Here is a 21069-nt window from a genome sequence, read left to right as displayed (position 1 = left end):
CCCTTGCAACCCAGCACCCACTTCGTCTTCGGCGACCACGACACGCACGGCTTCGTCGCCTCCTTCACCGCCTCCATGCCCGCGCACCTCGCCCACTGGTACCTGGAACGCGAGCAGTTCGAGCCCGTTCCCGAAGAACCCGGGCTGTACCGGCTCAGCGAGCCCGAGCGCGACGGCCCCCGCCGCACCCGCCAGGCCGTCCACGATCTGCGCCGCCAGGGCTACACCGTGCAGGCCGACATTCGCCTCGACCCGTCCCTCTCCGCCGGCCCACCACGCCCGGTCCCGCCGAACGGGCTCCAGGAGCGCCGCAGCCGTCTCGCCCAAGCCGCCGCCGGCCGAACGACGCAGCGCGCCACACCGCCCACCACTTCCCCGCCCTCGGCCCGGCCGATCCCGCCGAAGCCCACCTACGCACCGACCGTCCACCTGACGGCCTCGGGCAGTGGACGGTCCCGATGACGCCCGCGAGCAATCCGACCCCGGACGGCTCCGTCCCGGTGACACCGGAACTCACGGACGGTGCACGCACCTTCCGGCTGCGGATGGCGGTCATCGACCGCGAGAGCGAGGTCGCGCTCGACATGACATGCGACCGCTACGGCCGCACCGTCCACGCAGACGCCGCGGCAGCCGCTCGCGCCCACCGCAACAGGGCGGCGGTGGAGGCGTACACCACACACCTCGCCCCGCACGCCGACACTCTGCTCGACGCCGCCCGCCGTGCACTCGACGAGCTGCCACCCGCCCGGTACCTCGCCGGGTGGCGGGCCGTGCTGGACGGCCTGGCCGCCTCCGCCGCCGAGATCCGCCGGGCCCTCGACCGGCCGGCCGCCCCCGGCTCCCCGGCGGAACGCGCGCAGCACTCGGCCCTGTGGCCGCACCTCACCGCCTGGGCGGATCACAGCTTCATCGCCAGCGACCTCGCCGACCAGAACAAACACCACCACCACAAGGCCCCGCTGACCGACGAGGAACAGCAGACGTGGACCGAGAGGGCCCAGGTCGCGCAGAGGCGAGGCGAGTTGGAGCTGACCGAGTCGTGGTACGCCGCCGACGGCCAGCCGATCACCCTCGCCCACCTCATCGAGAACGAGGACTCGACGCTGGTCGCGCTACGAGGCGACCCGGACGCACCGGGCTGGCAGGTGATCGGGCACTACGCCCACGAATACGAGGCAGGAAAGGTACTACCTGCCCCGGTCCCGCCCGGCGTGCTGCGCGCGGACGTCTCCCGGTTCAACCGCCCAGCGCCGGTCCCGGAGGTGTCGCTGCAGGAACTCATCCGCGACGTCGTCGAAGGCCAGACCGCAGGAGACGCCTCCGAAGCTCTCCTCGGCGCCGTCCAGCGCGGCTACACCCCGGGCCCGATGGTCCGTCTCCAGGAACTCCTGGAGACCAGCGGCCAGTTCGCCAGCGCGCTGGAGGCCGTTCAGGGCCGCCAGATCGCCGCCCGTCTCTCGGCGCTGGGCCGGCAGATCGAGTTCCTCACCCGCGAAGTCGAGGAGGCGGCCGAGGACCTCGGCGCGACCGTCGCCGTCCTGCCGCCGCACCGCACCCCCGTGCTGCGCGTCCGCCCGCGTCCGGCCGTGGACACCGCACCACCCACGCCGCCGCCCCGTGCCAGCACGCCCGCCCGCCACCGCTAAGCACGGAGAAAGCACCCGTTGTCCCTGACCGCATCCCCGGCCCCGGCACCGCGCATCTCCTACGGCGCGGTGCTGGGCAGCCCGTACGTCGCCCGCCTCCTCGGCGGCACCCTCACCGGCCGGCTTCCCAACGGCATGGCGCCCGTCGCGATCCTTCTGTGGGCCACCGCGAGCGGCGGCAGCATCGCCTTCGGCGGGCTGCTCAGCGCCCTGTACGGCCTGTCGTCCGCGCTTGGCCCAGCCGGTCAAGGGACGCCTCATGGACCGCCACGGCCAGAGCGCGGTGCACCTTCCGGCCGCCCTGCTCAACTCGGCCCTCCTGGTGGCTCTGCCCCTGGCCGGACCGTACGGCGGACCGGGCCTCGCCACGGGCATCGTCGTCGCCGGCGGCCTGACCACGCCTCCCCTGGAGGCCGGACTCCGGGCGCTGTGGCCGAGCGTGCTGCCAGACCCTCGGCTGCGGCACGCCGCGCTCGCGCTCGACACCGGCACGCAGGGCCTGCTGTACATCGTCGGCCCCCTGCTCGTGGCCGCGGTCGCCTCCGCCTACAACCCCGCCGTCGCGCTCGCCGTCACCGCAGCTCTCGGCCTGGCCGGCACCGCCGCGGTCGCCCTCGCTCCGCCGTCGCGACGCTGGCGACCCGAACCGTTCGTGGGGCAGGACGCGGCCCCGGCTCGGCAGTTGGCCACCCCTGCCGCGTTGTTGCTGCTCGTTTCCCTCACCGGCATCGGGTTCGCGATCGGAGCCATGAACGTGTGGTCCATCTCCATGGCCGAGCACCACCACCAGGACATGCTCTCGGGCATCATCCCCGCCGCGTTCTCCACCGGCGCCTTCCTCGGCGGCCTCATCTACGGAAGCCGCACCTGGACCGGCACCACCACCAGGCGACTGATCATCGCCACAGCCGCGTTCCTGGCCGGGTGGCTCCCGCTCCTTGCCCTTCCGGCCCCGTATGCGGCCACCGCCGCGGTCACCGTGCCCGGTGCGTTCCTGACCATCGTGGTCGCCTGCGCCTACGTCACCACTGACGCCCTCACCCCCGCAGGCCGCTCCAGCGAGGCGTACGCGTGGCTGATCCTCGCGATCGGCGCCGGGCAGTCCGCCGGCACCGCCCTCGCCGGACGCCTCGCCGAGCAGCCTCTCGCCAGCGCTGCGCTCCCCGCCGCCGGCGCGGCCTTCGCTCTCACCGTCCTTCTCGCCGCTCGCCGACGTCTCGGCCCCACCGGACACATGCAGTGCGGCCGGCACCGCCGCCCGCTCCGAGGCCGGCACAAGACGCCCTGATCCGGGCGCAACACCCCCACTTTCCAACCCTTTTTAGGAGATCCATTTATGGCCGTCCGTACGCATTGGACAGTGGAGCACGCGTGCTCCCACCAGGTGGTTCATGACCTGTCCGGCCGTCCTGCCGACAAGCGGGCAGGGTTCGCCCGCTGGCTCTCAGCCAAGGACTGCGCCGACTGCTGGAAGGCGGCGCGCGACGCCGACACCGAGTCCAAGGAGGAGTGGCTCGCGGCCAAGCGCGCCGCTGAGCAGGAGGCTGCCGTCGCGTGGGCGAAGCAGTTCGACATGCCGCAGTTGGAAGGCCCGGCCAAGGCCCTGGACTGGGGCGAGCGCTCCCGCCACCAGCTGATGACGGCCGCGCACACCGCGCTGGTCGTGGAGGGGAGTTGGGACGAGGCGGACTGGGCGGAGCTGGAGGAGAAGGCCCGCGCCATCACCCGCGCCGGGTGGTGGATCGACCAGCGCGACGCAGAGGGCACCGACGTGCTCGAACTCCTCGACGCAGCCACGGAGCAGGACCGCCCGACGGAGAATCCCTTCCGCTGACATCCATCTGGGGACGCAGTCCAACGGATTTCGAGAGCCATGCCCGCCGAATGGGTGAACCGTCCTGCACCGCAGGGGGCCGATTAGGCCGAACGGGTTGTGCAGCACGAAGGATTGTCAGTCCCCCAATCTACGTTCCGAGCCATGACGGATTGGATCGAGCCCAGTGCTCGTGAAGCAGAACCGGCGTACTCCTCTGAACAGGTAGAGCGCGGTCAGAAGCTGGTAGCGCGCGATGACCTCCTGACAAGCGAGAAGCAGCAGACGCGCTTGAAAATCGGAGATCTCCTGCTTGAAGTCGCGCCGATGGGCGACGACGAGTCTTCCAAGGGATCCGATGAAGTGATCAGGAGGTTCGCCGTAGAGATCGGCATTACCGCCGAGATGGCTCGTGAATACCGGCGCGTGTCCTCAAGGTGCGGGGGCGCTCTCAGGCAAGTGCTAGCCGAGTCGGACGTGACGGTGTCCTACTCAGTCGTTCGTGAGGCTGCGCTGGGATTCTCCCTGCCGAAGGAGGTCCGGGACGCCGAGAAGGCGCTGCCGGTGGAGGGCCGCAAGCGGCAGCGCCAGGCCCGTTGGGACATCCTGCTTGGGATGCTCCAGAAGCCCGGCCGCCGCCGTGTGACGGCGCAGGAGTTCCGCGCAGCTATCGGTGCGCGGCCGGTGCCGAACTCCGCCTCCGCGATGACCGCTGAGAAGATCGTGGAGCAGCTCGCTCGTCCCGACGTCAGGTCGGCAGTGATGGCGAGCGTGATGGAGCCGACGTACCTCGTGGAAGCGTTCGCGGCCGATCCGATGGTGGAGCTGAAGGTCCGCGACAGTCTCGCTCAGGTCGCCCAGGTGACAGGCAGCCGCGGGAGCACTTCCGTCGCCGAGAAGACCGACGACCGACTGGTGCTCCAGTTCCGGCGCCGGGTGGACCTGCTCTACGGCCTGGTCGAGATGCACCCCGAGCAGATCATCAACATCGCCGACGAGGAGATGCTCAACGACCTGGAGAAGGCGTGCGAGGGCGTAGTGCACTGGGCACAGCGACTGCACTCAGCCCGGACCGCCGGACAGGCAGGTGTGCGGTGACCGCCTCGCGCTACACCTCTCTGTCGGCCGCAGCCCGCCAGTGGATCACGGACAACTACGGCCCGCTGTTCGCGCAGCACAGCGACAAGAACCGACGGACCGGCGAGTTCATGGATCTCATGATTGAAGGGGTTCAGGCAGGCGAGCTGCCAGCGATCGAGTACTTCAAGGTCGTCTTCGGCACTGTCCTCGGCGCACTGGACAACGAGCTGATGCTCCGCTTCGCCCACAGCGGCATCGAAACGCCGCCAGCCGGAGGATCGAGCAAGGGCGGCGATACGAAGGCACCCGGTGGGGCAACACCACCGATTCCCGGCCTCGGTGGTGACGGAGCAATCTCAGGAACCGCCTCTGACGGCTGCAGCACCGGAGCTGACGTCGGGATCGGCATCCCTGGCCAGCGCTCGTTCCTGCCCGCCGACCTGGTACACGCCCGCATCGTGGAGGTAACCAAACAACTCCTCGCCATCAAGGCGAACCAAAAGCACCTCCGCCAGCAGGAGAAGGACAGCCGCGAGTTCCGGAAAATCCTCACAGGCCAGTACGCGGAGCTGGAAAAACAGCTCCGTGCCCTTCAGAGGGCTCAGGAGCGCATCAAGGAGAACCCGACGATCGGGCTGGACGCGCTGGCTGCGCTGGGCATTGGTGCCGCGGAGCTTGGCATGAGCGAGGCGGATCTGGTGACCCTGGCGGGAGCGGTATGAGCAGCCTCAGCTACTCCTCGACCCAGTGGCACGACTACTGGAAGTCTGTGGTGCCGGCGACCCACCGTGAACAGTGGCGAGGAAACCACATCGCCGACGTGATCGCGGCCGACGGATGTGTGGTTGAGATCCAGCACGCGAGCATGTCCCCGACGAAGATCATGGGACGTGAACTCGACCACGGTCACATGGTGTGGATCTGGGACGGGCGCTCCGCCTACGCCTCCGGCGCCCTCTCACTGACCGCCTTCGCCGACGGGGTCGTGAGATTCAGGTGGAAGAACCAGCGCCGGAACCTCCGTACATGCAGACGCCCCTGCTTCCTGGACCTCTGGGCTCTCGGAGAATCCGGAGAGCGCATGCTGCTAAAGGTCGACGTGCTCAACGAAGACGGCACCGGCTCGGGCCAGTTGGTCACCCACCACTCGATGCGTCTGTGGATGGTCTGTGGCCTTCCCCGTTCACCTCTCGCTGAGCTTCCAGAAGGCTCCAACATCCCGCTGGTGATGCTCACCGCAGCGGTCGCCTAGAACCTGCCGCCCTGGCGGGTTAGTCAGTTGATCCGATGTGTCGTTCGGCTAGCGATCACTGATGCCGTGTGAGACCTGATCAAGCCGTTAATGCCGGCCGATCCAGTCCGGATGCGGCGGTGGGCCGACCACCGCCGCATCCTTGAAGGGATCGCGATCCTGCCGGGCTCTCCAGCATGCCGCCGGGGCTCATGAGATGGAGCATCTGTTCGGTGAGAACCCCACGCTCACACCTCGGCCCTCCTGCGGCGGCATGAGCACGAAGACCTCTCTCGTCAGCGACAGAGCGCCCTCAAGACTCAGCTACGCGCTGCACCACGGCACCGAGCCCCGCCTCGGCCCCAAAGGTCGGCCAGCTCTATGATGGACCGCCAGTTCGCACCCGCAATGGACGCGGACTCAGGGGGAGGAGTCTAAGCATGTCGGAGTACCGCATTTCCGTGGGCGGAAACTCGCCGGGACGGGACCTGCGTCAACTCACGCAGTGGCTCCGTCAGGACACGGCGACCAGGACCGGGGCAACCATCACCCTCCAGCCAGCGCACCCCGCCGAGGGCCAGATGGGCGCAGCCCTCGACGTCATCGCGTTGGTCACTCAGTCAGGTTTCTCGACGGCCAGCCTGGCACTGACGATCTGTGCCTGGCGACGGGCCCGGCCATCGACGCCGGTCGTCACCATCGAACGCAACGGCGTAAGGGTGACGGTGGACTCCGATGACCCAGCCGACGTCACCCGGATCGTCCGGGCACTGGAGAGCGAGTAGCCGACGCATGCCGCTCCCCCGCCCGGAATCCTCACGGGTGGTCCTGATCGGCGTCGCGGACTACGACCACCTGCCGCCCCTCCCGGCCGTCCGGAACAACCTTGCGGCACTCGCCGAGTTCTTCACCTCAGCACCAGGCTGGAGCCTGCCGCCGGAGCACTGCACGGTCGTCACCGACCCCAGACAGTCATCCGAATTCATCAACCCCGTCCAACAGGCAGCCGCCGAAGCCACCGACACCCTCCTCGTTTACTACAGCGGACACGGCCATCTCGACGACGAACTGCGGTACTCGGTCTCGGTCACCAGCTCCCGACAAGACGAGCCGTGGACCTGCCTGCCGTACGCATGGCTGAAGTCCGTGCTGATCCAAACCCGGGCGGAACGCCGGGTGGTGATCCTCGACAGCTGCTTCAGCGGACAAGCCCACGGACTGATGGCAGACGCGGCCGACGCGCTACGGGTGCAAGTGGCGACAACGGGAGCGGTGGTCATCAGTTCCGCCCGCCACGACCTGCCCGCACTCGCACCGATCGGCGAGACCTACACCGCCTTCACCGGTGAACTGCTCCACGTGCTCACCCATGGCATCGCGGGCGGCCCCGCAGAGATCAGCATCGACGCCGCCTACATCCACGTCAAAGCAGCCCTAGCGGCACGGGGCCGCCCAACACCTGACCGCACAGGTACCGACACCTCCGGCGCCTTGGTCATCGCACGCAACCCCGGCTTCCGGCCGCACACCCCCACGGCTGCTCCGCGACCCGCTCCTGGGACACATCTGCAGGCACTGGCCAACCGACTGTTCCCGCCGTCGGCGGACGTGCGAAGCACGAACCGACGCTACGTGGAACCAACCTCGGTCAGTGATCGAGCGGAGCCGACCCCGGTCGGCGAGCGATACGAGATCCTCTCCCCTCTCGGGAGGGGAGGCATGGGAACCGTGCATGTGGCCTATGACCGTCTCCTGGACCGGCGGGTCGCGTTGAAGTCAATTCAGCTTCACGGAGCCGACGAACCCTTCGAGCGGCAAGTCTTCTGGTCCGAAGTACGCGTCGCGGCGGCGCTGAGCCATCCGAACGTGGCTGCGATCCACGACGTAGTCGAGGGCAAGGCCGGGCGGTTCTTCGTGATGGAGCTTGTCCCGGGAATCGATCTGTCGACTGCGCTCCGTGAGGGGCCGCTGTCGCCCGATCAGGCTGCGGAGGCCGTCCATGACGTGCTGTCCGGACTGGAGGCCGCCCACCAAAGTGGGGTGGTCCACTGCGATGTCAAACCAGGCAACATCATGCTGACGCCGAACGGCAGGGTCAAGATCCTCGACTTCGGGGTCTCCCACGTCATCGCAGAGGAGGGGCGGGGGCCCCTGCACCGAGGTGACGGGACCATGGTGGGCACGCCCATCTACATGGCACCCGAAAGTCTCCTCGGCCAACTTCCGACCGTATCCGCCGACATCTATGGCGCGGGGGTGGTGTTCTACGAACTGTGCACCGGACAGCCGCCCTTCCCCGCCGACAATGTCGCCGCGGTGATGTCACGCAAGAACGCGGGGCCTGCCACGCCGCCAAGCCAGATCCTCCCGGCACTGGCCTCTGAGTATCAGACGATCATCATGCGGGCCCTTGAGCGTGATCCCCGGGGGCGGTACAGCAGTGCTGCCGAGATGCGCGCCGCGATCGCAGCCGCCCTTTACGGCGCGAACTGACCCCCGGACGCACCACCGAGCCGGGCGGAACATAGCCGCAGATCGCCGGTTAGCCAAACCGGCGATCCTCCGGACCATTGTTCCTCCCACCGCCCCCGTCTCGCGTGGAAGGATCCGCATGCTCCCGCCGCCCTGGACACCTCCGTCCGCCCCGGCCGTCGCTCTCACACCCGACCCGCTCACCCCCAACCGGGACATCACGCACCAGCACTTCCAGGCCGGCGACATGGTCGTCGTCCTGAAGGGAGTGGCCGGCGGGGAACTCTGGGGAGACGCGATGCGCGTCGTGGTCCCGTCCTGGCACGCCCCGACCGACGAGGACGGGTGGCGGCTGCGTGATGCAACCGGCGGCGCCCAGTCCTACGTCACCGGCCACCCCCGCTACCTCGTGCACCTCTCGCGCCGCTGCCCGGACTGCCTGATCTACCTGCGGGCCATGGAAGACGCGCTCCTGCCGCGGTACGCCGGCCGCAACGAGCTGATCGACTGCGGCTGGTACACCACCACCGCCCTCAACCAGTTGGTGCACATCGCCGACGTCCGGGGCGGCCGGTGATTCCCCGCCTGCACGAGCGGACCCACACGCCGCACGACCCGCTCGCCGAGGCGCTGGGGCGGCCGGTCTCGCCGAACGAGGGCCTGACGGAGTACACGGTAGTCGCCCACTGGCCGGGCCTGGATTACTTCACTCTGGACGACGAGCAGAAGATCTGGACCTCCGTCCAGTGGGCCGAGCACCTCGAAGACCCGTACCTGGAGCACCCGTTCGCAGCCGGCCCGGGCGACGACCGGCGGGCGATCCTCCACCTCGACATCCGGCTTCACGCGGACGACCGGGAGCTGACCGGCCCCGAGTGGGCCGAAACCGCCCACCGGCTCGCGCGGGCCGCCGGCATCGAGATTCCCGGCAAGGAGCACGGCTGCCGGTGGATTGCCGTTCAGGCGCAGCCCGGACGCCTCGATTTGATCGCCAACCTGATCCACCTCGACGGCGCGTGGCACGCCCCGCCCGCAGACATCCTGCGGCGGCTCTCGGACGAGGCGCGCCGCATCGAGCAGGACCTCCACCTGATCCCCGTCCGCACCGGCCCCACGGCGGGGCTCTCCATCCGGCCGGCGCCCACGGCATCGGCCCAGCTCGCGAGGGTCCTCACGCAGCTCGCTGACGAGCAAGTCGGTCCGCTGGCCACGGTCCGCGGACTCGTCGAGCACACCGCGCACCGGATCGCCCGCCAGCCCGGCGCCGTCGGCACCGACGCGGCGCACCGTCTGGAGCTGATCGCCCGCCGCCTCCATGCCATCCAGCAGGACCTGGACAGCACCGCCGCGCAGCTGGTCCAGCTGCGGGTCGCCGCCGTACCGCCCGCCGCCCGGCGCACCGCCCACCGATCGCCGTAGGAGAAACGTCTCTTTGCCCCTTGCCGACCGCTTCCTGGACATCCGCCGGGACCCGCACTCCGACGAACTCCTCGCCCGCGGCGGGGACTCCGAGGCGCACAGCGTCCTGCAGCGCGCGGGTTTCATCGCCGTTGTCCGCGTCCACGAGACCTACCACCGCGCACCCACCGGCCTTACCGAGGACGGCGAGTCCGATCTCGCCACCGACGCCGTCGCCCGCCTCCGGACCGCCGGGTATCACGTCGACTGCGACGAGGGCTTCGACACCGACTACCGCCCGGCCCGTTACCTGCCGCTGGGCTCCTCCGTAGCCCACATCGCCGAGCGCATACGCGAAGCCACCACCACGGAAGAGGCGGCCGACGCGCTGACCGAGCTGACCGCCGCCCACGACGGCATCCTCGCCGCTCTGGGCGATGTCCTCACCGCCACCGCCGACTTCCATGACGGGCTCGGCCAGGCGGCCGACCCCTACATCGCCCGGCGGCTGCGCTACCTCTCCGACGAGCACCTCCGCCTCATCCGCACCGACCTCGCCGACACCCGCAACACCCTCGCCGACCGGCACGCACCGCACCCCGGCCGCAGCGCCTGCACCCAAGAGGTCTCCGCCACCGAACGCGAGCGCTCCGCCGTGTGCGCCTGCCCGCCCCCGCCACGCACGCTCCCGGCCCCGCCGCCACCGGTGGCCGCCGGACTGCGCCGCTGACCCTCACCTCGCCCAAGGACACCATGCACGACTACGACACCTCCGAGCGCCTCGCCTCGTACGCCGACGTCCTCGCCGGCGAACTCCCCGACACCTGGACCAGCACTCACCTTCCGCCGGAGGCCAAGGACGACCTCACCGAACTGGCTGACCGCATCTGGGACCTGGACCTGGCCGCCGCCTCCCTCGCCGAGCACCCGCTCCGGCAGGCAGCCGTCCTGAGCCGCCCCGACGGCGCCCAGCTCGTCCTTCTGGACCGGCACGACGAACGCGACGGATTCCTCATCGCCGCCGTCGCCCCGCGCGCCCTGCCCGACGAGGCGTACCGCGCTGTCCCCGAGCCCAACGGCATCGCCCTGGCGGACGATCCGTTCCTGAGCGCCGAGCACGTCGCCGATGACCTGCTCGCCCGCTACGACAGCGCGCTCGCCCAGGTCCGGCACAACGCCCTGGGCGGCATCCAGCCCTCCCAGCCGGACCGGGTCGTCCTGACCTGGCAGCTGGACGGCAGCGTCGCCACCGCCCCCGTCGACGACCGTGCCGGCGCGATCCTCGTCGCCAACGGCTTTGTCCAGGACCCGCAGAGCGGCACCTACCGCCTCAGCGGCGGCGACACCAGGGCGCAGGCACGCGCCCTGCGCGAGATCGGCCCTCAGCTCGACGCCCTCGGCATCGGCACCGCCCTCCAGCACCCCGCAGGCCGGACCGCGCCCACCTCCGCCCCAGCCTCCATGCCGCCCTCCCCGGCAAGCAACCGTACGCCGACCGCCAGGGCTCGATGAAGCAGTCGGAGCCCGAGTTCTGGGTGCTGGAGTACGTCACCATCGCTAAGGACCCGCGTACCGACCTGGTCGTCGCCATCGGCGGCACCGAGAAGGCGGCGGACATCCTCCAGCGAACCGGCGGCTTCCTCTCCGTCCCCGGACCCCGCGGGGACTACCACCGACTTCCGCACGGCCTGCCCGTCGAGCAGCAGCGGCTGAAGGCGACCACCGCCTTGCATGCCCTGCTCGCCGCCGGTCACAGCGTCCACCTCGACCCCGCTCTGAACGCGCTGGCCACGCCGGACAGCGAACATGACGCGGCCCTGCGCTACCTCGCCCAGCTCGCCGAGCGGGCCTCGGCCGCCAGGACCAGCAGTGCGGTGGCCGAGGTGCTGACCGAGATCGCCGCCCCGGTCAACGGGCTGCTGCCCCTCACCAGGGAAGTGGTCGTCCGGGGCTGGATCGCCGCCAGTGACCTCCAGCGGGCTGCCCCCGGCGAGGAACCCGAACCCCTCGCACGGCTCGGGGACACCGCCAGCTCCCTGAGCCAGGCCGCGCACGTGATCCTCCGCGCCCGCAACCACGCCGCCCGCGCTCCGCAACCGGCGGCCCCCACACCGCCGCCGAGCAACGCCCAGCCCCCGGCCTCCCGCCGCCGTTGAACCCGGAGAGAAACACATGGCCAACCTGGCCGACGAATACGGCACGGACGTCGAGGTCTACATCAAGGCCCTGACGACCACCATCCACGCCGACACCCCCACCGGCGCCCCCGCCAAACTCCACGGCCTGCTGGAACAGCTCGGCCTCGAACGTCACGAATACCCCACGGGCGCGCCGCTGTACATCTGGCACACCGTGCCCGAACACCTCGATGCCGACGAGCAGAAGCGCCTGGCGACCCGCGCCATCCCCGCCCTGCTCCTGGCCGGGTACGAGGTCAACTGCACGCCCGACATCTTCGACGAAGCCACCTACCGGCAGGCCGTGCACGACGTCCGCACCCGTGCGGCTCGCCCTGCCGCGCAGCATCCGGCACCGGCCAGCTCCCCCTCGCGCCCCTCTCCAGCCCGCCGCACCCCGTAAGGCCACCCGGTCGGCCCCGGCACCACGCCGGGGCCGACCACCGCACCGCCCGATCCCCGGAGAAACCTGTAGCAGCCCGCACACCCCCACCGATCAGCAACCGGCTCAAACCCCGACTCGCGACAGCCCTGTTCCGCCGCTACCTGCGCGCCTGCATCCCGACCGGCCCCGACCGCGCCTCCCCGCTCGCCAGCGCCCGCCCGGAGGCCGTCCTCGCCGAGACGCAGCGCGTCGGCCACCGCCACCACCACTGACCGTCCACCGACCCGGAGGAGCATGACCCACCCCGCCCCCTACCCGGTGAAACTGGCCGACGAGATCACCCGACAACTCGGCCAGCTCGCCGACCACCTCTCCCAGCTTCCCCCGCCCCAGGCCGCGCAGGTCATCGCCCGCGTCCTAGACCCGGACGCCGGAATCCTCGGCAGCATCACCCACCTCGTCGCCACCGGCAGCATGTTCGCCAAGGACCAGGCCGAACGAGGCGCTCTCCCCGCGGAGGTGTGGCTCGCGCTGGGCCGCGCCTCGAACGAACTGCACGACATCACCCTCGACCTGGACGAACACAAAGACACCCTCCGGCACGTCGGCACCCAGCCCGCCACCACCGCGCCGAAGCCCCCGGCACCCGCACCGCTCGTCGTCCGGCGGCACCGGTGAAGAAGAAGCAATGGCAGGGCTGGGGGCCAGGCGAACAGGCCGAGCAGCACTACCTCGTCCAGCCCCGTGCCCTCGCCGGCGGCGGCGACATCCGACACGTCTCGGAGTTCCTGCGCGCCTCGGGATGGCGGGACAAGTCCAAGACGAACGGCCCTCTGCTCATGGAGAGCCCCGACCGCACCGTCCGTGTCGCCTACGACCCCAATGTCCTTCCCGGCGGGTGGACCATCCACGGCAAAGCGGACGGCCCCAACGGCGAGTGGACGGCGCACCTGGGCCGACAGACCCCGGTGGAGATCGTCGCCGGCCTGACCGACGCCCTCACCCGACCCCGCTCCGCCCACGCCCCCAACGTCTGGGCGCCCCTGCAGGAGCAGAACTGGCACACGCGTTTCGAGGGCGAGCACTACACCGCGACCAGCCCCGACGGCACCGCGTGGATGCAGTACCACCAGGGCGCCGACGGCTCGGCGATGTGGTGGACCGGAGCGAAGGACCAGAAGGGCAACGGATGGACGGCCAATTTCACGCCGAACACGCCGATGCACCTGGTGCAAGCCTTCTCCACCGAACTCGGCGGCCCCGATCCCGTGATGCGCCCACGCGGACGCGTGCCGCTGAGCGCGCAGATCCGTACCTGGTCGGTCTCCGTCAAGCCCTCCCAGCTCAGTGCGTGGCAGCAGGCCCGGATCACGGCCGCCCGCGCCGCCACCTGGGCCCGCAACAGCGCCCGAAGCACACGGCCGCGCACCACCGCCCGTCCCTATACCCACGCCGGCGGCGCCCGGACCCGCCGCTGACCCGATGCCCGTCCCAAGGAGCCCGATGCCCGCACTCACCCCGGACACCATTCGCACCGCGACCGAGACCCTGTCGGACCTCACCGACTACCTGCGCGAGAACCCTGACCCCGTGGAGGCCCTCGCCCTCGTCGAGCCCCTTCTCGATGAGTACACGGGCCTGCCCGTTCAGCTCGCCGACACCCTGCGCGCCCTCGCTCGTGCCCTGCAGGAGGCCCCGGACGTCCCGCGCACCGCGCAGGTCGACCTTCTGATCACCGAGTTGCGCACGGCCGCGTGGGAGCAGACCGACCAGCACACCCTCCACTACGTCCTAGACGACCTCCGCGACCTGTACGGCAGCGCCGGCACGAGCGAGCCGGGGTACTGCCGGTGCCGCTGAGCGAACGGCAGCTCGCCGCGTACGCCGACAAGCACGCCGGGCGCATCCCGTTCGACACCAGCCCCCGCCACCTCGCCGGCCCCGGAGACGCCCGCCACGTCACCCACGGTCTGACCGCCGCCGGATGGAGCGCCGTCTCCGACCCCCTGAGTGCCGAGATCGTCCTGCGCAGCCCCGACCTGCGCCACCGCCTCCAGTTCGACCCGCAGTCCGCCACCTCGGCGTGGTGGCGGCTGCGGGCGGAGCCCACCGACACCGAGCCCGGCTGGTACGCCGAGTTCGGTGAACTCGTGCCCGCCGAGGTCCTCGCCAGCTTCACGGACGCCCTCATCGTCCCGCCGCCACAGCAGCCGGACCCGTGGCAACCGGTGACCTCGGCGGGGTGGCACCGCGACTCGGACGGCACGGCGCGCTCGCCGGACTCCATGTGTCACATCGAACTGCGCCCGCTGAGCGAATTTCGCGACCGGCCGTCCTGGCACGTCGAGACCCGTGAGCCCGGCCACGGAGAGTTCCACGGCCCGCGCATCTGGCACGCCTACTTCGACGAGCGCACCCCCGCCCACCTGGTCGGATCGTTCCTCACCGCGCTGGCCGACCGTAGCCCGCTCCAGCGCGGCATGTACGACCGCACCGGCCACTACAGCGTTGTGCAGGAGGCCAGCTCACTACGCCCACAGCAGGTGGTCGACGCGCACACCACCCGTATCGAGTCGCTCCGCGCCCGGGCACGCTCCGCCCGCCGGCAGCAGACGAAGCCCACGACAACCCCGGCAAAGGCTGGCCCAGCCCAGCCGGCCGCTCGCCGCTGAACGGACAGGACTCCACCTCATCTCCACCGACCACCACGCACACCGCGACTTCCTCCGCCACCTCGACGACTATCTGAGCGACAGCAAGAAGATCCTCGACGCCTGGGACGCCTACTCCGACGAGCACACCGACCTCGACGGCTGGCCCCACGACGACCACGCCTACGGCATGCGCGCGAGCCAGCGCGACGCAGACACCGCTGAGGCGTTCGAGCCGCTCCGCTACGGCGCCCGTCACCTGCTGGCCACCGCCGAGACACAGCTGGCCCAGCTGCCGGAGAACACGGTGCAGAGCCGCTGGGTCTACCAGTTGGGCGTCCTGCGCGACGCCCTCGACCGGCTCGACGAACTGCACGAGCAGTGGCTGGAGACCCGAGACGCCCTCCCCGTCACCGCCAAGCCAGGCACCGCCGACTTCGACGACGCCCTCGCCGAGCATCACGCCGAATCGTGGAGCTACCTCGATGACTGGGCCACTCACGGCAAGGCACTCCGGGAGATCAACTCCTCCGCTCGCAAGGCCCGTTCGCCTCTGGCCCCCATACCGGTCCCCGCACCCCTCCGACGGATTGCGGCACGGAAGTGAGCATGCCCCCGGCTCCCGAGACCGTCGAGGTCTACTTCATCGCACCGCGGCACCTCGCCGGCGGCGGTGATCCCGCCTGGATCACCGTCCCCCTCCACCGCGCCTGCGGCTGGAGTCACGGCAACGACCCCCTGATGCCACGCGTCCTGCTCTCCAGCCCCGACCAGAAGGCCCTCCTGCGCCTGGAGCCCGAACCCGATGGGCAGTGGTGGACGCTCAGCCACGCTGCGGAACCGGACCGGCCCGCCTGGTACGCGAGCTTCGGCGCCCGCACCCCGGTCGAACTCATCGCCGCCGTCACCGACACCCTCACCGACCCCGCCTCAACAGCGAGTACATCGTCCGACCCGTACGAACCGCTCCGGCAGATCGGTTGGTCACCGTACGGCGACGACGGCCTCGTATCGCCCGACAAGGCGGCGTACGTCGAGCGCCTGGGAACGCCCGGTGATCCGGGAGCCTGGTTCGTCACCGTCACGCTCGGCCTGCATCAGAAGGTGTGGCAGGCCCGCTTCGGCGAGCACACTCCCGCGCGCCTGGTCACCGCGTTCACCGCCGCGCTCGCCGATCCGGCCCCCGTAGCGCGCACCGACAGCGTGCACAGTCTGCCGACCCACGACCCGAACGTCGTCACCCGCCGGACCACAGACGTGCTCGCCGTACTCGTCGCAGGGGCGCTGGAAGAACGCGTCCGCACCCTCGCTGCCCGGCACGCCGTCCCGCCGGCCACACCGATGCCCTCGGCGCCTCCGCCGGTCAAGAACGGCCGCAGCCGCTAATCCCTCCGTCCCCGCCCGGAAGCACGTAGCCCTTGCCCCCTTCCTCCTCCTCGAACAGGTCCACCGACGGATACGACCTCGTCCTGCGCCTCCTCCTCGGCGTACTCGCGATCGTCGTCCCCCTCGCCCACCTCGCCTGGCTCTCGGGCAACATCACCGCCTACCTCACCGGAGCCGACTGGGCGCCATACCAGCCGACCGCCGCCCTACTCCACCCCGAGCAGGTCTGGCCCAATGCGGGAGAAACGTCCCTGCTGATCGGCGCCCGCATCGTGCCCGTCCTTCTGCTCCTGGCCCTCGGGGCGGCGGCCGGCGTCGTATGGGCCCGGCACAAGAGCCGCAGCGGCGGCCGGAAAAAGAAGATCACAGACATGGCCAAGGCCCGGGACATCGAGCCCCTGATGGCCAAGGCGATCACCGACAAGGCCCGCTCCCTGCGGCCGAGCCTGCAGGACACCAAGAACATCGACGCGAAGGACACCGGCATCCTCCTGGGCAACCTGCAGGGCACCAAGCACGAGGTGCGCATGGGGTTCGAGGACGTCGCCGTCGCAATCATGGCGCCCCGCTCCGGCAAGACGACCTCACTCGCGATCCCCTCCATCCTGCACGCCCCCGGACCGGTGCTGCTCACCAGCAACAAGGCCGCCGGCGATGCCTTCACCACGGCCTACGAAGCGCGGGCGAAGGCGGGACAGGTGTGGACCATGGACCCGCAGCAGATCGCCCATGCTGCCCGCGAGATGTGGTGGAACCCCCTGGCCAGCGCGACCACCCTGGACGGGGCGAACCGGCTGGCCGGCCACTTCCTCGCCGCGAGCGTCGACGCATCCCAGCAGGGCGACTTCTGGTCCAAGGCCGGCAGCAACATCCTGTCCCAGCTGCTCCTGGCCGCGGCTCTCGACGAGCGGCCGATCACCGACATCATGCAGTGGCTCGCCTTCCCGGCCGACCGGACCCCACTCGACATCCTCCGTGATCACGGTTTCGCCGCCGTCGCCGCCCAGCTCAAGGGCACCGTCGAGGGCCCGCCCGAGACCCGCGACGGCATCTACGAGACCGCCCGCCAGTACGCCGCCGCGCTGCTCAACTCCGAGATCGCGGCCTGGGTGACGCCGCAGAAGGACGTCCCCGAATTTCAGCCGGCGCAGTTCGTCGGCTCCACCGACACTCTCTTCCTGCTCAGCAAAGACGGAGGCGGCGGCGCCAGTGCGCTGATCGCGGCGTGCGCGGACTCGGTAATGCGGGCCGCGACCGCCCAGGCCGAGCGCGCCGGCGGACGGCTCGACCCGCCGATGCTGGCGATCCTCGACGAGGCCGCCAACGTGTGCAAGATCAGCGACTTGCCGGATCTGTATTCGCACCTCGGCAGCCGCGGGATCATCCCGATCACGATCCTGCAGTCCTACCGCCAGGGCCAGAAGGTCTGGGGTGACGCCGGCATGGACGCCATGTGGTCCGCCTCGACCGTGAAGGTCATCGGCAGCGGTATCGACGACCCCGACTTCGCCGACAAGCTCAGCCGCTTGATCGGCGACCACGATGTCGAGACCACCTCGACCTCGCACTCGGAGTCCGGCAAGTCGACCTCCGTGTCGATGCGGCAGGAGCGGATCCTGCCGGCCGACGCCATCCGGGCCCTGCCCAAGGGCACCGCGCTGTGCTTCGCCACCGGCATGCGCGCCGCGATGCTCGACCTGCGTCCCTGGTACCTGGAGCCCGGAGCCGACGAGCTGTCCGCCGCCTCCGCCCGCGCGTCGAAGGCCATCACCGCCCGCGCCGTCGCCAAGCACGCCCCCCAGCAGGGCGACTACGGCACGGCCGCCTGACCGGGCTGCGCCACACCCCCGGATCGCGCTCACCGTCCCCAACTCTCCGGAGCAGCATGGCTCTGACCGACCACCACGACGTCTTCATCGGCTCGACCGGCGACGGATGGACCTTCGTCGTCCTCAACCGCCCTCTCCGCAACGCCGCCCGCATCCTGACCGGGGCGGGATTCACCGCCCGCGAGCACCAGGGCCGCACCCTCTACCTCCTGCCGCCCGAGACCGCTGAGGACGCGCACGAGCGCGCCGGTGTGGCGGCCTACGGGCTCATGGCCCACACCCTGGACCTCGTCGACCTGGCCTGGACCACGCGCCAGCACGGCGCAAGCCCGGCTGCCCAGCCCGACGTGACCATCCGCTTCACCGACCACGCGGTCACCGCGACCGCGGCCACGGGCCAGGCCGACGCTGTCCTCGTCCAGCACGGCTTCATACCAGCGGGGGCGAAGCGGCAGTACGCACTGCCGTCCGGACTCGGTGAGCGCGACGCACTCAGCGCTGTTGTCCGCGCCGAGGCCCACCTCTACGCAGACGGCATCAGCGTGCGCATCGACCTCGGCATCGCGACCTGGCAGGACATCCCACAGGCAGTGTCCCGCCCCGGTGCCGCCCCCGCACCGCCGCCCACCACACCGGTCCAGCGGCGCAGCCGCTGACCACCGTCCGCTTTTCCCCGGAGCACTGCACCATGCGCCAGATCGACCTTCAAGCCGAGATCGCCCGACTGCGGCAACTCGGCAGCGACTTCGAGGACTTGCACAGCGAGATCCGCTCGCTCGCCCTGACCCCCGGCACCGACGCCCGGCAGCAGCTCACGGCGAAGATCGTGGACACGAACGAGCTGGTCCAACAGGCCATGTTCCGCCTCGCCGCCCTCGACGGCAGCCAGTACACCGCCGTACCCGGCAGCCGCCCGTCCCTGGAACTACTCGCTTCCGTCGTCTCCGCCGCCAGTATCGCCGTATCCGACCTGGCCTGCGCGCTGGAGGCCAACCCGCTGGAGGGCGCCCCATTCCCCGGCCCGCCAGGCGCCCCGTTCTCCAGCTCGCCGGCCGAGGAAGCAGCCGTGCGCACGGCGCGGCACGCGGAGGCCCTCCCCGCCATGGCGGAGCACCTCGCGAACGCCGCCCACCAACTCGACCTCGCCTACACCGGCTGCTACTACCTCGCCAGCGGCATCACCCGGGACCTGAAGCAGCACGCCGAACACAACCAGGCGACACCGGCGCCGAAGATCACGGACAGCCAGTACGCCGTCCTCGCCCGGCTGTCCGCAGGGGGCGGCACCCGTTACGTGATCAGCCGATACGGCGTGCTCAAGGCCATCGACAAGGACCGGGCCACCGTGAACGTCGCCACCCTCAACGCCCTGATCAAGCGAGGACTCGTCGAGGTGGACACCACGACATCCCTGCACCAGGGCCAGCGCCTCCACGTCACCGCCGAAGGCCAGCGTGCCCTCTCCCAGCACAAGCCCGCCACGACCCCCGCCCGAACAGCGGCCGTGACGCCTCCCGCGACCAAGCAGGCCGCCGTGGGACGCACGCGATGACCGGCTTCGCCCCGACGGACCGCGTCCTGGTCGGCCCCGTCTACCTGGCTGGCCCCGGCAATTCCACCGTGGTCATCCGCCCGCTGCACGCAGCCGGTTGGTCTGAGGCGCGCACGCCCGAACACCGGCGCACATGCGCCTTGCCCACCCCACACGATCACGCCGCTGAGCTTCCCGCCCGGCCTCTTCGGCACAGCTCAAGCTCCTGCGCCGCCTGGGCCGTTGGACGCCGACACCTGACGGCGGTCCGAAGCGCTCCGTCTCTTCCCCACCACTGGACTCCCCTGTGCCCGAACCCCGCCCCGACCCCGGCCTGCGCCGCACGCAGCGGGCCGGCCGTGACCGTAGCGATGACGATGTCCTCGTCGCCCCTGGCTACCTCGCCGGCAGTGCCTACTGCGGTGACGACGCCTTCGTCCCGCTGACCCATCACTACTGGCACGCCATGAGTGACGAGATGGGCAACTTCTACGTCACGACCATGGGCAGCCAGCTCCGCGTCGCTTATGTCCCGGAAGCATCCGAACTGATGCCGGACGCCACCGCGTTGTGGCAGATCCGCTGCCGCACGGATCTGCACTCCCCACCGACGTGGACCGCGGCCTTCACCGAGGAGACCCCGCCCGAGATCGTCGCCGCCGTCACCGCCGCCCTGGACGCCGACGTCACCGCGGGCCGATGGGACGACGAGCCCTACCGCGAGCGCGATGACCATCCGGAGACGGTGTGGGAGGTCCTGCACGCCGCCCGCTGGCAGATCACCGTGGACGGCTTGCACATCACCGCGACCTCGCCCGACCGGCTGGCCCGCCTGGAATACCGCCCTCCCTCCTCGTTCGGCGGGCACACAGTGGCCCGGGACGAGGCGTGGCGCGCGAGGATCCTTGCCGCCCCGGATACGCGACGGGCGCTGTGGGAGGCCGACTTCCACAGCGCCACCCCCGCCCACCTGGTCGCAGCCTTCGCCACAGCTCTGGCCGATCCGGCGCCAATCTCCCGTGAACGCGCCTGCGTGCCGCGCGAGTGCCACGCCCACCTGCGCCCGCTGAAGCCGGACGCCCCCGCGGCGCCCCGGGCCGCGGCAGTGCCCACGCCGCTAGACCTCGCCCGCGCCCGGGCGGCTCGCGGTCCTGCACCGGCAACCGTCAGCGTTCCGCGCTGGTCAACCACCACACGGCCACCCGCCGTTGCCGCCCCCGCCATCACGCCGGGCCCGCGCCGCTGAACATCTCCGCCGCCGGGATCCAGCGCGACACAGCCGCCGAAGGCCACCGCGCGCTCACCCGCCACCAGCCCAGCCACAAGCGCCCCCTCGCCGCCTCCTACGCCAACGGAACCACCCGGCCGTGGTACGAGCCGGTAACCGGCAGCGCGTTCCCGTCCCGCCGCCCGAGCACGCGGCCGAAGGCGACAGCCGTGCGGCGCTGGCTGCCCGCGCCCCTTCGG

Annotated in this window: 25 protein-coding genes; all 25 read left to right on the top strand. The window is 70.7% G+C overall.

The features are described 5' to 3' along the window. Window positions 1-3: 3 nt before the first annotated feature. The 25 genes from H8R17_RS01660 to H8R17_RS01535 all read left to right on the top strand — a co-directional run bounded on the left by H8R17_RS01660 (window position 4) and on the right by H8R17_RS01535 (window position 20848). Window positions 4-462 (top strand): hypothetical protein, encoded by a 459-nt coding sequence (locus H8R17_RS01660; protein ID WP_187821283.1) that lies wholly within the window; start codon window positions 4-6, stop codon window positions 460-462. Beyond that, entirely contained in the window at window positions 459-1649 is a 1191-nt protein-coding gene (locus H8R17_RS01655) for a hypothetical protein (RefSeq protein ID WP_187821282.1), read from the top strand. Before H8R17_RS01660 ends, H8R17_RS01655 begins: the two co-directional genes overlap by 4 nt. Window positions 1650-1908: 259 nt before the next feature. Then, a complete protein-coding gene (locus H8R17_RS01650; protein WP_187821281.1) occupies window positions 1909-2937 on the top strand; it encodes an MFS transporter in 1029 nt (342 codons plus the stop codon). A 48-nt stretch (window positions 2938-2985) separates the two neighbouring features. Beyond that, window positions 2986-3483 (top strand): hypothetical protein, encoded by a 498-nt coding sequence (locus H8R17_RS01645; RefSeq protein ID WP_187821280.1) that lies wholly within the window; start codon window positions 2986-2988, stop codon window positions 3481-3483. 144 nt (window positions 3484-3627) lie between these two features. Next, window positions 3628-4560 carry a hypothetical protein gene (locus H8R17_RS01640; RefSeq protein WP_187821279.1) on the top strand — a complete coding sequence of 311 codons (933 nt, stop codon included), beginning with the start codon at window positions 3628-3630 and terminating at the stop codon, window positions 4558-4560. Continuing rightward, entirely contained in the window at window positions 4557-5264 is a 708-nt protein-coding gene (locus H8R17_RS01635) for a hypothetical protein (protein ID WP_187821278.1), read from the top strand. The genes H8R17_RS01640 and H8R17_RS01635 overlap by 4 nt, the downstream gene beginning before the upstream one ends. After that, a complete protein-coding gene (locus H8R17_RS01630) occupies window positions 5261-5794 on the top strand; it encodes a hypothetical protein (RefSeq protein WP_187821277.1) in 534 nt (177 codons plus the stop codon). Before H8R17_RS01635 ends, H8R17_RS01630 begins: the two co-directional genes overlap by 4 nt. Window positions 5795-6213: 419 nt before the next feature. Then, window positions 6214-6558, top strand: coding sequence for an effector-associated constant component EACC1 (locus H8R17_RS01620; RefSeq protein ID WP_187821276.1), 345 nt, complete (start codon window positions 6214-6216; stop codon window positions 6556-6558). A gap of 7 nt (window positions 6559-6565) precedes the next feature. Then, window positions 6566-8266 carry a caspase, EACC1-associated type gene (locus H8R17_RS01615; RefSeq protein ID WP_187821275.1) on the top strand — a complete coding sequence of 567 codons (1701 nt, stop codon included), beginning with the start codon at window positions 6566-6568 and terminating at the stop codon, window positions 8264-8266. Between the two features lie 118 nt (window positions 8267-8384). Then, a complete protein-coding gene (locus tag H8R17_RS01610) occupies window positions 8385-8822 on the top strand; it encodes a hypothetical protein (RefSeq protein WP_187821274.1) in 438 nt (145 codons plus the stop codon). After that, a complete protein-coding gene (locus tag H8R17_RS01605) occupies window positions 8819-9664 on the top strand; it encodes a relaxase/mobilization nuclease (RefSeq protein WP_187821273.1) in 846 nt (281 codons plus the stop codon). Before H8R17_RS01610 ends, H8R17_RS01605 begins: the two co-directional genes overlap by 4 nt. Before the next feature lie 13 nt (window positions 9665-9677). Next, window positions 9678-10373, top strand: a complete 696-nt coding sequence (locus H8R17_RS01600; protein WP_187821272.1) for a hypothetical protein — start codon at window positions 9678-9680, stop codon at window positions 10371-10373. Between the two features lie 23 nt (window positions 10374-10396). Further along, window positions 10397-11155: a hypothetical protein gene (locus H8R17_RS01595; protein ID WP_187821476.1), complete on the top strand. Its 759-nt coding sequence runs from the start codon at window positions 10397-10399 to the stop codon at window positions 11153-11155. Continuing rightward, window positions 11152-11799, top strand: a complete 648-nt coding sequence (locus H8R17_RS01590; RefSeq protein ID WP_187821271.1) for a hypothetical protein — start codon at window positions 11152-11154, stop codon at window positions 11797-11799. The genes H8R17_RS01595 and H8R17_RS01590 overlap by 4 nt, the downstream gene beginning before the upstream one ends. Before the next feature lie 16 nt (window positions 11800-11815). After that, window positions 11816-12223: a hypothetical protein gene (locus H8R17_RS01585; RefSeq protein WP_187821270.1), complete on the top strand. Its 408-nt coding sequence runs from the start codon at window positions 11816-11818 to the stop codon at window positions 12221-12223. 276 nt (window positions 12224-12499) lie between these two features. Beyond that, window positions 12500-12883 carry a hypothetical protein gene (locus tag H8R17_RS01580; protein WP_187821269.1) on the top strand — a complete coding sequence of 128 codons (384 nt, stop codon included), beginning with the start codon at window positions 12500-12502 and terminating at the stop codon, window positions 12881-12883. After that, the gene (locus H8R17_RS01575) at window positions 12880-13683 is read left to right on the top strand and encodes a DUF317 domain-containing protein (protein ID WP_187821268.1); all 804 of its coding nucleotides are present in this window, start codon (window positions 12880-12882) and stop codon (window positions 13681-13683) included. The genes H8R17_RS01580 and H8R17_RS01575 overlap by 4 nt, the downstream gene beginning before the upstream one ends. A gap of 25 nt (window positions 13684-13708) precedes the next feature. Further along, the gene (locus H8R17_RS01570) at window positions 13709-14065 is read left to right on the top strand and encodes a hypothetical protein (protein ID WP_187821267.1); all 357 of its coding nucleotides are present in this window, start codon (window positions 13709-13711) and stop codon (window positions 14063-14065) included. Then, the gene (locus tag H8R17_RS01565; RefSeq protein WP_187821266.1) at window positions 14056-14877 is read left to right on the top strand and encodes a DUF317 domain-containing protein; all 822 of its coding nucleotides are present in this window, start codon (window positions 14056-14058) and stop codon (window positions 14875-14877) included. The genes H8R17_RS01570 and H8R17_RS01565 overlap by 10 nt, the downstream gene beginning before the upstream one ends. 169 nt (window positions 14878-15046) lie before the next feature. Beyond that, complete coding sequence (locus tag H8R17_RS01560) at window positions 15047-15463, top strand: hypothetical protein (protein ID WP_262504918.1); 417 nt, start codon at window positions 15047-15049, stop codon at window positions 15461-15463. A 2-nt stretch (window positions 15464-15465) separates the two neighbouring features. Beyond that, window positions 15466-16242 carry a DUF317 domain-containing protein gene (locus H8R17_RS01555; protein ID WP_187821265.1) on the top strand — a complete coding sequence of 259 codons (777 nt, stop codon included), beginning with the start codon at window positions 15466-15468 and terminating at the stop codon, window positions 16240-16242. A 32-nt stretch (window positions 16243-16274) separates the two neighbouring features. After that, window positions 16275-18071: a type IV secretory system conjugative DNA transfer family protein gene (locus H8R17_RS01550; RefSeq protein ID WP_187821264.1), complete on the top strand. Its 1797-nt coding sequence runs from the start codon at window positions 16275-16277 to the stop codon at window positions 18069-18071. 56 nt (window positions 18072-18127) lie between these two features. Next, the gene (locus H8R17_RS01545) at window positions 18128-18727 is read left to right on the top strand and encodes a hypothetical protein (RefSeq protein ID WP_187821263.1); all 600 of its coding nucleotides are present in this window, start codon (window positions 18128-18130) and stop codon (window positions 18725-18727) included. A 32-nt stretch (window positions 18728-18759) separates the two neighbouring features. Next, window positions 18760-19623, top strand: a complete 864-nt coding sequence (locus tag H8R17_RS01540; RefSeq protein WP_187821262.1) for a hypothetical protein — start codon at window positions 18760-18762, stop codon at window positions 19621-19623. A gap of 286 nt (window positions 19624-19909) precedes the next feature. Continuing rightward, entirely contained in the window at window positions 19910-20848 is a 939-nt protein-coding gene (locus tag H8R17_RS01535) for a DUF317 domain-containing protein (RefSeq protein WP_187821261.1), read from the top strand. Window positions 20849-21069: the final 221 nt, after the last annotated feature.

The organism is Streptomyces sp. TRM68367 (assembly GCF_014495685.1).
GTDB lineage: Bacteria > Actinomycetota > Actinomycetes > Streptomycetales > Streptomycetaceae > Streptomyces.
Note: the sequence above shows the minus strand (reverse complement) of the source record. Positions and strands in the feature narration are given on the sequence as shown.

Bases quoted from the DNA above. Each gene is read 5' to 3' on its own strand.
- H8R17_RS01655 (WP_187821282.1), top strand. From the start codon at position 459: ATGACGCCCGCGAGCAATCCGACCCCGGACGGCTCCGTCCCGGTGACA.
- H8R17_RS01650 (WP_187821281.1), top strand. From the start codon at position 1,909: ATGGACCGCCACGGCCAGAGCGCGGTGCACCTTCCGGCCGCCCTGCTC.
- H8R17_RS01645 (WP_187821280.1), top strand. From the start codon at position 2,986: ATGGCCGTCCGTACGCATTGGACAGTGGAGCACGCGTGCTCCCACCAG.
- H8R17_RS01640 (WP_187821279.1), top strand. From the start codon at position 3,628: ATGACGGATTGGATCGAGCCCAGTGCTCGTGAAGCAGAACCGGCGTAC.
- H8R17_RS01630 (WP_187821277.1), top strand. From the start codon at position 5,261: ATGAGCAGCCTCAGCTACTCCTCGACCCAGTGGCACGACTACTGGAAG.
- H8R17_RS01620 (WP_187821276.1), top strand. From the start codon at position 6,214: ATGTCGGAGTACCGCATTTCCGTGGGCGGAAACTCGCCGGGACGGGAC.
- H8R17_RS01615 (WP_187821275.1), top strand. From the start codon at position 6,566: ATGCCGCTCCCCCGCCCGGAATCCTCACGGGTGGTCCTGATCGGCGTC.
- H8R17_RS01610 (WP_187821274.1), top strand. From the start codon at position 8,385: ATGCTCCCGCCGCCCTGGACACCTCCGTCCGCCCCGGCCGTCGCTCTC.
- H8R17_RS01595 (WP_187821476.1), top strand. From the start codon at position 10,397: ATGCACGACTACGACACCTCCGAGCGCCTCGCCTCGTACGCCGACGTC.
- H8R17_RS01590 (WP_187821271.1), top strand. From the start codon at position 11,152: ATGAAGCAGTCGGAGCCCGAGTTCTGGGTGCTGGAGTACGTCACCATC.
- H8R17_RS01585 (WP_187821270.1), top strand. From the start codon at position 11,816: ATGGCCAACCTGGCCGACGAATACGGCACGGACGTCGAGGTCTACATC.
- H8R17_RS01580 (WP_187821269.1), top strand. From the start codon at position 12,500: ATGACCCACCCCGCCCCCTACCCGGTGAAACTGGCCGACGAGATCACC.
- H8R17_RS01570 (WP_187821267.1), top strand. From the start codon at position 13,709: ATGCCCGCACTCACCCCGGACACCATTCGCACCGCGACCGAGACCCTG.
- H8R17_RS01560 (WP_262504918.1), top strand. From the start codon at position 15,047: ATGCGCGCGAGCCAGCGCGACGCAGACACCGCTGAGGCGTTCGAGCCG.
- H8R17_RS01555 (WP_187821265.1), top strand. From the start codon at position 15,466: ATGCCCCCGGCTCCCGAGACCGTCGAGGTCTACTTCATCGCACCGCGG.
- H8R17_RS01545 (WP_187821263.1), top strand. From the start codon at position 18,128: ATGGCTCTGACCGACCACCACGACGTCTTCATCGGCTCGACCGGCGAC.
- H8R17_RS01540 (WP_187821262.1), top strand. From the start codon at position 18,760: ATGCGCCAGATCGACCTTCAAGCCGAGATCGCCCGACTGCGGCAACTC.